The following is a 14,412-nucleotide window of genomic DNA, read 5'->3' on the forward strand; positions in this document are numbered from 1 at the left end:
GTAGAGGTAATCAATCGGAAAGGTAGAAATGAACGGATATTAACAAACAAAGAAGTAATCCTTTCTGCTGGAGCATTCCAATCTCCTCAAATTCTGATGCTTTCCGGAATAGGGGATAAAAGCGAACTTCAAAATTTTGGAATCCAAGCCAAAATCAATCTACCAGGAGTAGGAAAAAATCTTCAGGACCACCTCTTTTTCAACTGCTCTGCACTTAGCAAAACGCAAGAAGGTTTCAATCATCATATTCCATTATTTGCTCAAGTAAAAGGAATGATCCAGCTTTTCTTAAGCCAAAAAGGAGCCATGACTTGTAGTCCACTTGAAGCGGTTGCCTTTTTCAATTCCAAGGGAGGTAAAGGTGTTGATTTCCAGTTGCACTTTGCCCCGATGCAAGTTGGATCAGATTATAAAACAGATTTTCATGATCTATCGACATTCCCTACAACAGATGGTTTTACCATTTTGCCAAGCCTGATTAAGCCAAAAAGTAAGGGTTTCGTCACGATTCAATCTTCCGACCCTAAAGCTCCACCTTTGATTCAACCGAATTTTCTGACTGAAAAAGAGGATTGGGATACCCTTATCAGAGGAACTCGAAAAGCACTAAAGATCCTTGAATCTTCAGCTTTTGACCCTTATCGAAAAACCATTATCACTCCTCCAAATCAATCTGAAGAAGGTATTATCGATCATATAAAAAAATCTGTTGAGACGATATATCATCCGGTTGGAACCTGTAAAATGGGTTCTGATTCTCTAGCTGTGGTCAATGATCGACTTCAAGTTCATGGTGTTAGAAATCTAAGAATAGCTGATGCATCAATTATGCCCACTATTGTTTCTGGAAACACCAATGCCGCTTGCATTATGATAGGAGAGAGAGCATCTGACCTTATTCTGAAATAATAGCAAAGGATTGTATTCTAAGTAAAATAATTCTTGAAATGCTATTTGACACTTTGTTTTTAATTCCTAAGCTTCTCCTTTTTTGTACATTGTGTAGTTCATACTCAACCCAAAAATCCTCGTCAATGAAAAAGGCAGCCTTATTACTTTTTGCTATTCCATTCTTAGTCAATTTAGAGACCTATGGACAGATGTCCCAAGAAGCACGAGACAGTATTTCTAAACTAAGCCAGGCAGATCATCAACTCATGATGGAGAAATTGGGCATTGAGTCATTAAGACCCGGACCATCCGGCAACCCATCAGCTCCAAACGCTGCCAATAAGAATGAATCTATTGCAACTCCTTACACCAGTTTACCTGACCCCCTGATTTTTGACAATGGAAAACCAGTTAAAAGTGAAAAGGACTGGAAAAAAAGGCGGGAAGAAATTAAAGAACACTTTGCCACTGAAGTATATGGAAGAATGCCAAAGAAGATCCCAGGTGTCGATTGGGAGATAATTGAGGAAAAAGATAGTCTATTTGGTGAAATTCCGGCAAGATTTAAAAAGTTGATCGGACATGTGGATAACTCTTCCTATCCAGAAATTCAGGTAGATATCGAAATGATGATGGCTACCCCTTTAGAAGCGGTGAATCCTGTTCCGTTAATCATGCAATTCAGTTGGGTTTGGCCAGCAAGTATGCAAAGACCAAAACCAACTGGTCCCACCTGGCAGGAAAAAATGCTCGCTGAAGGTTGGGGCTTCGCCATGTTGATCCCAACAAGTTTTCAAGCTGACAACGGAGCAGGATTAAGGGCTGGAATCATTGGACTTGTCAATAAAGGTCAACCCAGAAAGCTAGATGATTGGGGAACTTTACGTGCTTGGGGCTGGGGAGCAAGTAGGGCTTTGGACTATTTTGAAACTGATCCAACAGTGGATGCTAAAAAAGTTGGAATTGAAGGACTATCCCGGTACGGTAAAGCTGCATTAGTAGCAATGGTTGATGAATCCAGATTCGCCATTGGAATGATTTCTTCCTCAGGTGCAGGTGGTACGAAAATTTATAGAAGAGTATATGGGGAACAAGTAGAAAACCTAGCATCTTCAGGAGAATATCACTGGTTCACTCCCAATTTCATCAAATATGCAGGTCCTTTGACTCCAATGGATCTCCCTACTGATGCACATGAAATGCTAGCGCTTTGTGCGCCAAGACCTGTTTTCATTTCTAGCGGTGACCCTGAAGTCGAGGGACATTGGATTGATGCAGTTGGGATGTTTAAAACTACCGTAGCGGCCAGTCCAGTCTATGAATTTCTAGGGAAAGAAGGGTTGAAAACTGATCAATATCCTGGCACCAATGTGGGGCTTTTAGATGGGGATCTGGTATTTAGACAACACGACGGCGGCCATACAGAAGGACCCAATTGGGATTATTTTATCGAGTTTGCCAGAAAATATTTGAATTACTAGTTTCAAAATACTTTAAGAGAACCCTATGAAAAGGATTTTAATGACTTCTCTTTACTTTTTATTAATACCCTTTGCTTTTTCCCAATCTCAAAAAAAGCCGAATATTATCCTGATTAATATTGATGATATGGGTTGGAGGGATTTAGGTTTTATGGGAAGTGATTTTTATGAAACCCCCACAATTGACAGCCTGGCAAAAATGGGAATGATTTTTACTCAGGGCTATTCCTCAGCTTCAAATTGTGCTCCCAGCCGAGCTTCTATGATGACCGGGAAATGGAGCCCAAGACATGGGATTTATACAGTTGGAACTTCCGAAAGAGGCAAATCAATAGACCGAAAAATTATTCCAACAGAGAATACTACAACATTAAGTCAAGAACATCTGATCATTCCCCAAAAATTAAAGGAAGCTGGATATAAAAGTATCGCTGCAGGCAAGTGGCACCTCAGTAATTCCATCTAGCTACTATCCTCCCTATGGAAATGTCAATCTTGATTCGGAAAACGAGCAATACCTCACAGATGCCATTATGCAAAAAACCATTGCAGAGATGTCTAAGATCGAGGAGCCTTACTTTCTATACTATTCCCCATATGCAGTTCACACTCCTATCCAACCCATTCAATCATTATTGATTAAATATGAGGGGAAATCATCCCATCTGGGTCAATCGAATGCTGAATACGCAACGATGGTTGAAAACCTAGATAGAAACATCGGATTACTTTTTCAAGCTTTAAAGCAAAACCAAAAACTTGAAAATACCTTAATCATTTTTGTTTCGGACAATGGGGGACTAAAAGGAATTACGGACCAACAACCCTTGAGATCCGGTAAAGGCAGCTACTATGAAGGCGGGATAAGAGTTCCATTCTTTTTCATTTGGGATGGTAAAATTCAAAAAGCCACAAAGAATCAATCTTTGATTTCAAATCTGGATATTTTTCCAACCATCTTGGAAGCTGCAGGAATAGATCAAAAAGGTTTATCCCTCGATGGAGAAAATTTGATGCCTTTATTGGAAAGAAAAGAAGAATTAACTCAAAGGGCTCTTTTCTGGCATTTTCCAATTTATTTAGAGGCCTATCAATATGGCCAAAATGAAACCCGAGATCCTATATTTAGAACAAGGCCAGGTTCGGCGATGCGTTACGGCAATTGGAAACTTCATTATTACTTCGAAAATAATGAAGTAGAATTGTTTAATCTGGAAGATGATATTTCGGAAAGTAGTGACTTATCTACAATTTTGCCTGAGAAAAAAGATGAACTCTTGAAAATTCTGAAGGAATGGTGGGCAAAAACAGGAGCACCTATTCCAGAAACTAAGAACCCTGAATATTCTTCTCAAAACGAATAGTCTTTCAAATTTATTACCAAAACCTCCGATTCCTTTCGATATTGAAAGCTTAAACTCCTCGCATGAAAAATTATAATAAATATCTTATTCTCTTTTGCCTAAGCATTTTTTCAATTGAAGCTTTTGCCCAGGATTTTCTTCCTCCACTTCTTCCTTGGAATGGAAAAAGCAAAAGCTTGATCGTGGACTCCTCCAACCCTTGGATAACACCCAGCGAACTCACAGGCCTAACGGAAACTCCAAGCTATGAGGAAACTATGGCATGGTTAGAAAAATTAAGTGAAAGTTCTCCATACATAGCCATTAATTCAATTGGTGTCAGTGAGCAAGGAAGAGCTATACAAATGGTGATGGTTTCTAAAGATCAGGATTTTACTGCTGATGAGTTATCCACATCTAAAAAGCCATTGATTTTATTCCAAGCTGGAATTCATGCTGGTGAGATTGATGGGAAAGATGCCGGAATGATGTTGTTAAGAGATATCAACGTTGGTGATAAATTAGAGCTTTTAGATTACGCAAACCTACTCTTTATCCCAATTCTTAATGTGGATGGGCATGAGAGGAAAAGTGAGTATGGGAGAGTCAATCAACGTGGCCCTAAAGTAATGGGCTGGCGAACTAATGCCCAAAATCTGAATTTAAATCGAGATTATACTAAACTGGAAACCGCAGGAGTAAAAGCTATTGCAAAAGTTATCAACACTTATGATCCGGATCTTTATATAGATATTCATGTTACAGACGGTGCAGATTACCAATATGACGTGACTTATGGGTTTGTGGAAACGGGAGGTTATTCACCAGAAATTTCATCTTGGCTTGCTAATCAATTCAAGCCTGAAGTGGATCAGGCCTTAAGGGATCAAGGACACATTCCAGGCCCATTACTTTTCGCAGCCAATGGCCAGGATTTTACGGAAGGGAATATTGCATTTTCTTTTAGTCCAAGGTTTTCTCATACGTATGGAGATATTCGCCATTTGCCTTCCATTTTAATTGAAAATCATTCCTTAAAACCTTATGAGCAACGCGTTTTAGGAACCTATGTATTTTTAGAGCAAGCTATAAAATCTGTAGGGGACCATTTCAGTGAGCTTCAAAAAGCCATTTCCTCAGATCAGGACCAATCCATGGAGTCCGTCATCGTGAAATATGGCTTCCGTGATACTCCTGCAGACTCTGTAGAATTTTTGGGTATTAGATCAGAGAAGATCACCTCGGATCTTACTGGAAATGAGTTTGTAGATTGGAAGGGGGAGGCAATCACACAAATTGTTCCCAGTATATTAATGGATAAGCCCGTCTCATCGGTTCCTGTTCCCAAAGCGTATTGGATTCCAGCAGAATGGCCTGAAGTGATCCAAAAGATCAAAGAGCATGGAATTGAAATGGAAGTTTTAGAAGAAGCCAAAGAGGTAAATCTGGAATTTTCTAAAGTGACCGAGTTCAAAATGGTCAGCCAACCATATGAAGGAAAGATGCGATTTCAATCCTTTGATTCAGAAAAAGAATATCGAAAAGTATGGATGCAGCCAGGATCTGTTCGTGTGCAAACAAAGCAAGCCTTAGGCGAACTTGCCGTTATTTTAATGGAACCTGAGTCCGTAGACAGCTTTTTTCAGTGGGGATATTTCAATACGATTTTGTCACAAACTGAGTATATGGAGACCTATGTCATGGAGCCGATGGCTAAACAAATGCTTAAAAATGATCCGGATCTACAAAAGAGATTTGAGGAAGAAAAGGCGAAAGATGAAACATTTGCCAAATCTCCAAGAAGAATTTATCGATGGTTTTATGAACAGACACAATATATCGATCAGAACTGGAAAGTAATTCCGGTGGGAAGAGAATGGTAGTACTTTGAATAATAAAGAGTCGGATTTTTATTTAAATTGAAAATTAATCCAAAATCCATGCGACTAAAAAAAGTTTTAATTGTTGTAGGCTCTTTATTGCTATTGTTTTTTGTTGCCATCACAGTTTTAAAGTCCTGGGTGGAAAACAAGTTTGAAGGCACCATCAATAGTAATCCGGAAAGGAAATACGATTTAACATTTGATGATTTAAGCTTAAGTTTTTTTCAAGGAAATATTGAACTACTAAGTCTCAAAATCACTCCTTTAAATTCTGATAGTGCTTCCACCATTATCAATGGCAGTGTTCAAAAAGCCTCTTTAGAGGGAATCAGCTTTCTGTCCTATCTTTTTTCAAAAGAAATTTCTATTAAAAATTTAAGTTTTATCAATCCAAAATTCACTCTTATACACCAAGACTTTCCTAAAAAACACAGCGAAAACTCCAAACCATTCCAAAGTATATTTAAAGACATCATTTCTCGAGGTGAGATAATGAACTTTTCCCTTATCGGTGGAGAAGGAAGTATTTATTATCAAGATACCTCAAATACTTTAGGATCATTTAGAGAACTGAGAATCCTAGCTTCTGGGTTGGAAACTGATTCGGTTTTGGTAAGCAGAGCTATTCCTTTCCAACTTGAAAATATAGAAATAGGAATCAAAGACTTGATTTACAAATTATCAGAAGATCAGGTCCTTTCTTTGGGTTCATACGATTTTAATTTTGAAAAAGGTGAAATGGATCTTCATCAGTTAAGTCTTAAATTAAACTTGGACTGGAAGGAACTTGCAAAAAAACATTCCCAGCAGGAGGAAATCATGGAATTTGACATTGGTCATCTCGGGTTAAGAGGGATTAGTACTGACAGTAGATTTTATGATTCCCTTATGGTAATTAGTAGATCTATAGAAATCGATAGTTTAGATTTCTACATTTCAAAGGATAAAAACCGTCCAGAAAAGGCAAAGGAAATCAAGAAAGACTTTTCATATTTATTAGAGGCCCTGGAGTTTCCAATTGAGGTTGACTCCTTTAGAATTAAAAATTCCAAAATTACTTATTCAGAAATTGGTAAAGGGAAAACCGACCCAGGGAAAATTACCTTAACGGAAATCAGTGGATTAATCATGAATTTATCTTCCATCGAAGAGGTCCAAAAAGAAAAAAGTCTCATGGTTCAAGTTTCTGCAATTTTTGATGATTCAGGAAAATTAAACCTAGACGTTCAAGAAAATTATTTTGAAAGAAAATGGAATGCGGACCTAACATTAGAAAATATGGACATGCGAAGGTTGAATCAAACCGTAAATCATTTGGCAGGAATATCTATCGAATCTGGAAATATCCAAAAGCTTCATTTGAATATGGAAGCAAATGCCAATTCATCTGACAATCATTTTTTAATGCAATACAAAGATCTGAAAATGGAACTTCTTAACGCAGAAGATCACAAAAAAGGCTTCCTTAGTACCATAGCAAATCTTGCTATCCACAAACAACACCAGCCTGGTGATAAGCATTATCAGGAATTATCATACTCGACTACAAGAGATCATTACAAAGGACCTATTAATCTTATCTGGCTTAGTGCCAAAGATGGACTTTTGGCAACTATCCCTACTGGTCTTGCTCACAAACTTATGCCTCACTCAAAAGAAAGTAAGACGGAAAAGAAAGAGGAAAGGGTTGAAAAAAGGGAAGAGCGTAAAACCTCTAAGAAAGAGAAATCTAATAATTGAATTAAAAGCATTTTTGATAACTTCTAAGACTTTATAAAAAATCCTGGCTCTCAGAGAATTTTTATAGAAAACTTGAGTCAATCCTTTTTACACTTCAGTATCCAAATCTTACACTTCAGTCAGATTCAATTTTTATAGTGGATTACACCCTTCATATTTGGTTTATATCTGAACTAAAATGAAAACCAAGGCAATTTTATTTATCTACTTTCTTCTTTTAAACGGTGCGACCTTTGGCCAAACCGTAGTAAGTGGCAAAGTGCTTGACGAAAAAGGTTTAGGGCTGCCTGGTGTAAATGTTTTTATTAAAGGGAGCTATGACGGTGCCAGCAGTACTATTGATGGCATATTCAAATTCAGTACTTCAGAGAAAGATTTTCAGATTATGGTTTTTCAGTTCCTAGGCTACAAGACAAAAGAACTGGCCATCTCTCTTTCTGAAAATACACTCGAATTGCCAACTATTATATTGACAGAGGAGATCACGGAAATGAATGCCGTGACTATTTCTGCCGGTGCCATGGAAGCATCTGATGAAAGCAAATCTGTAATCCTGCGACCACTGGATATCGTGACCACACCTAGTGCAATGGGGGATATTATGGGAGCTTTCCAAACACTCCCAGGAACCAGCACAGTGGGTAATGACGGAAGGTTGTTCGTTAGAGGAGGTGATGCCAGCGAGGTAGGAATTTATATAGATGGGATGAAAGTAGGCAATGCCTATGGAACTACAGCAGGAAATGTTCCTACTCGTACTCGATTCAATCCAAACCTTTTTAAAGGAACATTTTTCAGTACCGGAGGCTATTCTGCAGAATATGGTCAGGCTCTATCTTCAGCATTGGCACTAAATACAAAAGACCTATCGATACGCAGCCAAGGAGATCTCAGCTTGATGACTATCGGCGGTGGATACTCTCATACACTCGCCAATGAAAAACAAAGTATTACCGCAAGTGCAAACTACTTCAACTTGGGTCCATATCAAGGTTTGATCAAACAAGAGATAGATTTTGAAGCTGCCCCAAATGGTTGGGATGTTGAACTAGCCGCTCAAAAGAAATTAGGAAAAAATGGATTGCTCAAAGTGATGGCTAGGACAGAGTCAGGTGGTATGAGCCTTTGGCAACCACTCCCTGGAACTGATAGAAAAGTACTCGTTGACCTAAAAAATGATTACAGCTATTTACAGGCTAATTGGAGAACGATTTTAAAGAATGACTGGACAGTATTTACTGGAATATCCTATTCAAAAAATCTGGATAATATAGCATATGACAGTCTGATGGTTGAGCGGAGCAATGAGCTTCTCCACTTGAAGGGAACTTCCATCAAGGACTTTACAGATCAACTTTCAGCAAAATTTGGAGTTGAACACTTTATTCATCCCTTTTCAGAAACTTTAGTCAAAGAAGGCTGGGTTCGAAATTATAAGGATCATGAATCTTATTTATTTACAGAATGGGATTTCTACCTAAACAAGGATTTGGTTTTCCGTGGTGGGCTGAGAGCCGGAACAAGCTCAGTTTCTAAAGAAAATTGGCTGGATCCAAGATTCTCTGTAGCCTACCAACTAAACGAAAAAGGGAAATTATCCTTTGCAGCAGGTAGCTTTCATCAGTTGCCTATCGAAAACTTCCGTGTTTTGAACACAAATCTTCAAAACTCAGAATCAAATCACCTCATTCTAAATTATCTGTTTTCAAAAGAGGGATTTACATTTAGAGCAGAAACCTTTTATAAGTCCTATGATCAACTGGTAACGTTTGATGGACTTCCTGATAATCCAGAGGAACTCAAAAATGAGGGATCCGGATTCGCGAAAGGAATTGATTTTTTCTTCAGAGATCGTCAAACCTTTAAAAACACGGACTATTGGATCACCTATAGTTTCGTGGATAGCAAAAGAAGTTTTAATCAATTTCAAAACCAGGTTCAACCCAGTTTCGCTCCTAAGCACAACCTCTCTATTGTGGTAAAGCACTTTATCGTGCCCCTTAAATCTCAATTAGGAGCTTCTTTTGCCTATAATGATGGCTATACATTCACGAATCCAAATTTGGATAACTCTGAGATGAATTCTAAAACAAAAAGCTTTCAAAACCTGAGCCTTTCCTGGAGCTACTTACCGAAGCCAAATCTCATCATTCATTTAGCATGTACAAATGTATTGGGCAGAGACAATGTATTCGGATACACTTTCAGTCCAAAATCTAATTCTCAAGGAATTTTTGAGTCAATTCCTCAAGGACAAGTGGCTCCCAGATTTTTATTCTTAGGGATTTTCCTAACGCTTTCTAAAGACAAAACAGCAAATAATTTAAACAACCTATAAATACTACTAACATGAAAAAGACAATTTTAACTATCGCACTTGCCTTCATTTGGATTTCATTTGCAAAAGCTGTAGATCCTGCATATGAAGCTGCAATGCAGAAGCAAATCAAGGCTATGAAATCTATTCCGAATCTTGAAACTTCACAACAAGTAACCAATGGGTTTATCCGAATTTCGGAAGCAAAAAACGAAGAATGGCTTCCTCTCTATTATGCAGCCTATAATCAAATCATAGCAGCATTTCGTTTTGAAGTAGATAAAGATCAGTATTTCAATCAGGCTTTGGATCTAATTACTAAGGCAAATCAAATAGCTCCCGAAAACTCGGAAATCACGGCACTTCATGGATTTGCAATCATGGGAAAATTAAGCGTTGACCCGGCATCAAGAGGCCAGGAAATGAGTCCAAAGGCAATGCAGCTTTTCGGAAAAGCAATCAACTTGGACAGAGAGAATCCCAGAGCAGTAACTTTAATGGCGCAAATGGAGCTAGGAATGGCTCAGTTTTTTGGTTCTGGTCCTGAGAAAGCTTGTGGAATGGCAAGAATGGGATTAGATCTTTTTAAGAAAGAAGAGGCAAAAATTACAGATTCTTATATCCTTCCTACCTGGGGAAAAGAAAATGCTGAAGCAGTTTTAAAAAGTTGTGAATAATTTAATTTGATACAATTTAGATTGCTCTAATTTTTATCTTTTCACTTGAGATGGTAACAATTGGGGCATTTTAATTTATTTTCACTCTATGGAATGTAATTCACAGGAATCAATTTTTAAAATACAGTCCGGTATTTGGAGAACTTTCTCCAAATTCATGCTAATCAATTTTGGCATTGCTCTTACTTTAATGATTCTTTTTTGCCCTTCATGTTTTTTAAGTTGGAATGGAATCATAAACATAATCCCGGATTTCCTTTATGCATTAGCTATTACCATAGCTATGAGTTACGGGGGAAATGTCGTAGAAAACTATTATGACAGTAGAGTTTCTTGGATAAAGCATCCAGTAAAGAGATTGTTATTTACCGGAGTCACCTATTTGAGCTATGCTTTTGTAGTAGCATTTATTATCGTTTTCATATTCTCTTTGCTTACCGATCAAATAGAAATAGAAAGTATTCCTTGGTTGCTTCTTGCAAAAATTTCTTTACAACCAATGATTATTGCTTTAATAATCATGGCGATTTTTACTACGAGAAGTTGGTTGATGGAATGGAGAAAATCAGCTATTGAAGCAGAAAAATTAAAATCAGAAAAATTAGCAAGTCAATATCAGGGATTGAAAGATCAATTAAACCCGCACTTTTTATTCAATTCATTAAATGCACTTTCCAATTTAGTCTATGAGGACGCTGATCGCTCTGCAGCATTTATTCAAAAATTATCCAAGATATACAGGTATGTTTTAGACGTTCAAAATGAAGAAATAGTAGAACTCGAAAAAGAAGTCTCCTTTGCCAAAAACTATCTGGAATTGCAGAAAATTAGGTTTGAAGATAGTCTTGAATTTAAAATTGAACTCACCAATACTTCTGAAGTTTTTCTTCCTCCACTTTCTCTTCAACTTTTATTAGAGAATGCTATCAAACATAATATTGCAAGTCAGGAAAACCCTTTATTTATAAATATCCTTCAAAAAGGTGAAGAACTCTGGGTTAGTAATACATTTCAACCTAAATCCAGCAAAGATGAACCCTCTAAAGGGATTGGATTAGAAAACATCCGACTGAGATATCAGCATTTGAGTCAAAAGAAAATTACTGTCACCGTTACAGAAAATGAATATCTAGTCCAACTCCCATTGTTAAAGTTATCATCATGAGAATTTTATTAATAGAGGATGAAAAACCGGCAGTAAAAAGACTTCTTAAATTGTTAGAGGATTATTTTCCGAAGTCAGAATTTATTTCAGATTTGGACACTGTGAAAAAGTCTATCAACTGGTTTCAATCACATACAGCACCGGATCTAATCTTTTGTGACATCCAATTAGCAGATGGAATAAGTTTTGAAATCTTTGAAACTATTAAACTATCCACACCCATTATTTTTACTACAGCATATGACCAATACGCGATAAAGGCATTTCAAGTCAATGCGATAGACTATTTACTAAAACCAATAGATCCAGAAGAATTAAAAAGAGCAATTGAAAAATTCAAGCAGCAAAATCTAAACCCGAATTTAGATTTATCATTACTTCAAAAACTTATTTCTTCAGAAAAACAAACTTATAAAAATCGCTTTTTGGTTAAGTTTGGAGAAAAAATTCAAAGTATTTCTGCAAAGGAAATTGCCTTCTTTTTCAGCGAGGAAAGAGTAACCTTTTTACAAACCGAGGAAGGGAAAAAATATGTTTTAGATTCAACTTTAGAGCAGGTAGAATCACAAGTAGATCCTAGCCAATTTTTTCGGATTAATAGAAAATACCTTTGTTCCTACCAATCTATTTCAGATATTTTTACTTATTCCAACAGTCGACTAAAAATCAAATTGCAAAACTGCCAAGACGAAGATATCTTGATAAGCAGAGAAAAGGTATCAGATTTTAAAAATTGGTTGGATGGCTAAAACCTAAACTATGGAAGAAAAGAATTTAGACTTGGAGCGTAGGCAAGAACAGCTGACTTGGCTAGAAAATCTTCAAAGGAATAGTTGGGAACCCGAAGTGATTATCTCAGGTATTACGCTAGCGTTTCTTTTTGCTTTTCCTTCCAAAATATATGCCTTTTCTGCTACGTTAGTCCAGGAGTATGGACTTCATTTTATTGGGGCAATGCTAGTACTTCTCTATTTAAGTGCAGTAATCAGTGTATTTAAAATATTTTTTGTTGTCCATTTGGTTCTAAGATTCATTTGGGCAGGTTTGTTAGGACTTAGCTATGCTTTTCCAAATGGTGTTATTAAAGAAAACCTATTCAAAATATCCCAGCATTATGAATATCTAAAACCTTCTGAAATGGTTTTGAAGATGGAAAGAATATGTAGTATGACCTTTGCGTACCCTATTTCTCTTGTGTTTGTTATTTTGGTTTTCACCTCCTATTTAGGGGTTTTATTATTAATTTATCTTTACCTGAACATCAGCTTTTTCATCATTTATTTAATTTTTATAGCCAGCATTTTAATTTTTTTGGTAATTGTCCTTATTGGCAAAAAAACTAAGTTGAAGCAAAAATCTTCAAAAACTATAATGACCTCTGTCGGGGTAATTTATCAAAGTAATTTAGGCAAGTGGTTCAGCTTATTGTATGGGCTTGGGATCTTCATCCTCTCCTCTCCTCTTATTTTTAATGATGTAAGGGATTTTTCTTTATTTTTCAATGAAACAGATCTATTGGAAAATGAGCTAAAATGGCCAACAAAAGAACTTTCTTATTCGGAATTTCAAAATGAAAATAATCGATATCCCCGAGCCTTTTTATCTACAGAAATAGTAAAAGGAGATGTTCTTCATTTAGGTATCGCTAGGTATGAGGGTGATGATAAGTACTTGAAAGATTTAAATTCAAATTTTATGAAGGGACTGGATTCCTTGGGCTGGCACTCTCTTGAAGAAACTCCAGATCTTTATCGCTTTTTTATTAACAAAGAAGAATTGAGCCCGGGGGGTTGGAGAAGAAACCGAATTCATGTTACGAACCAGAAGGTATATGAAACAACCTTTGATGTTTCACATTTAGCACCTGGAAATTATAATATATTCATTGAGAAAGTCATGGTCAATTATGGCTTGTTTTCCAATACTCCAACTGATATCCGGCATCGGAAAAAATGGGATGAGATTTCATTTATCAAGGAATAAACTTTTTGGTTAACTTTTTTTTGTTTTATGAAAACTCTGTCTTCAAAAATGAAACCTATTTCTCTTTTTCTTTCACTTACTTTTTATATAGCAATTTCCTGCTCCCCAAAGCCAAAGCATGAAGTTCAAGTTTTCGATTTGAGTGAATTAATCTTAGACACCCTGTATTTGGAAAAAGACACAGTTACAAAATCTCTCGGGAGCAATTTTAACTTTATAGCAAATGAAGAAGGTGAATTTCTGCTTACCTCAATCCAGCATAGGTTTCTTAAATACAGTTATCCCGAAGGCAGACTTATTCGTGATCAATTCTATTTTAATGAAGGACCTGATGGAATTGGGAACTTTTTGCAAGTCAATTTCACGGATGATTCTTCTTCTTGGTTTGTTTCTTATCAGAAACTCATAAGAGCCGATCATTTTGGAAAAGTTTTAATGCGATTTGATTTGCCTGAGGGGGCTGAAGAAAGATTGGCGATCAATTATAATACGCTTACGGGAACTAAAGCCTTGAACATTGGTGAAAAAGTGTTTATTCCAGATGTACCTTTTGTTTTAAAAGAGTCATTACTAGACTACGAAGATTGGATTCTTGAGTTTGATCCGATAGATAGTTCTATCAATTATATTAAGTTTAAATATCCTATTAAATACAAAGAATTCGTAGATGACCCAAACTTCGCCAGTTACCAAAATGGCTACAATAAAACTGAAAAGCTTCACCTAATTTCTTTTCCTGCAGACGATTCTTTATTGGTTATCTCACCTCAATCGAAGAAATGGGTTTTTTCAGGAGTTGAAGATTCCATGGAGTTTTTAGTAGGAAAAACTGAACAAAGAGGTGAATACACCGCATTCCTTCCAAATTATAACAGCAGTAAATATACATGGGTAGATTATGATCCTAGGTCTCAAGTATATCTTCGAGAAGC

The 14,412-nt window shown here is 36.7% G+C and carries 12 protein-coding genes; all 12 read left to right on the top strand.

Features of this window, described 5'->3' with window-relative positions; translation table 11 throughout:
• A partial coding sequence (locus Q0L68_RS08690; RefSeq protein ID WP_296701769.1) for a GMC oxidoreductase occupies positions 1-909 on the top strand: 909 nt, incomplete at its 5' end.
• Between the two features lie 125 nt (positions 910-1,034).
• A complete protein-coding gene (locus Q0L68_RS08695; RefSeq protein ID WP_296701771.1) occupies positions 1,035-2,372 on the top strand; it encodes an acetylxylan esterase in 1,338 nt (445 codons plus the stop codon).
• 25 nt (positions 2,373-2,397) lie between these two features.
• Positions 2,398-2,838, top strand: coding sequence for a sulfatase-like hydrolase/transferase (locus Q0L68_RS08700; protein WP_296701774.1), 441 nt, complete (start codon positions 2,398-2,400; stop codon positions 2,836-2,838).
• A gap of 67 nt (positions 2,839-2,905) precedes the next feature.
• Positions 2,906-3,736, top strand: coding sequence for a sulfatase-like hydrolase/transferase (locus Q0L68_RS08705; RefSeq protein ID WP_366938373.1), 831 nt, complete (start codon positions 2,906-2,908; stop codon positions 3,734-3,736).
• A 62-nt stretch (positions 3,737-3,798) separates the two neighbouring features.
• Positions 3,799-5,598, top strand: a complete 1,800-nt coding sequence (locus Q0L68_RS08710; RefSeq protein WP_296701777.1) for a M14 family metallopeptidase — start codon at positions 3,799-3,801, stop codon at positions 5,596-5,598.
• A 57-nt stretch (positions 5,599-5,655) separates the two neighbouring features.
• Complete coding sequence (locus Q0L68_RS08715; RefSeq protein WP_296701779.1) at positions 5,656-7,338, top strand: DUF748 domain-containing protein; 1,683 nt, start codon at positions 5,656-5,658, stop codon at positions 7,336-7,338.
• A 178-nt stretch (positions 7,339-7,516) separates the two neighbouring features.
• Positions 7,517-9,676 carry a TonB-dependent receptor gene (locus tag Q0L68_RS08720; protein ID WP_296701782.1) on the top strand — a complete coding sequence of 720 codons (2,160 nt, stop codon included), beginning with the start codon at positions 7,517-7,519 and terminating at the stop codon, positions 9,674-9,676.
• A gap of 11 nt (positions 9,677-9,687) precedes the next feature.
• Positions 9,688-10,332, top strand: a complete 645-nt coding sequence (locus Q0L68_RS08725) for a hypothetical protein (RefSeq protein ID WP_296701784.1) — start codon at positions 9,688-9,690, stop codon at positions 10,330-10,332.
• Between the two features lie 157 nt (positions 10,333-10,489).
• Positions 10,490-11,497: a sensor histidine kinase gene (locus Q0L68_RS08730; RefSeq protein ID WP_296701787.1), complete on the top strand. Its 1,008-nt coding sequence runs from the start codon at positions 10,490-10,492 to the stop codon at positions 11,495-11,497.
• A complete protein-coding gene (locus Q0L68_RS08735; protein ID WP_296701791.1) occupies positions 11,494-12,246 on the top strand; it encodes a LytTR family DNA-binding domain-containing protein in 753 nt (250 codons plus the stop codon). The genes Q0L68_RS08730 and Q0L68_RS08735 overlap by 4 nt, the downstream gene beginning before the upstream one ends.
• A gap of 10 nt (positions 12,247-12,256) precedes the next feature.
• Complete coding sequence (locus Q0L68_RS08740) at positions 12,257-13,480, top strand: hypothetical protein (RefSeq protein WP_296701793.1); 1,224 nt, start codon at positions 12,257-12,259, stop codon at positions 13,478-13,480.
• Between the two features lie 48 nt (positions 13,481-13,528).
• On the top strand, positions 13,529-14,412 hold an 884-nt coding region (locus Q0L68_RS08745), incomplete at its 3' end, for a DUF4221 family protein (RefSeq protein ID WP_296701796.1).

Source organism: Algoriphagus sp. (genome assembly GCF_024642405.1).
Taxonomy (GTDB): domain Bacteria; phylum Bacteroidota; class Bacteroidia; order Cytophagales; family Cyclobacteriaceae; genus Algoriphagus.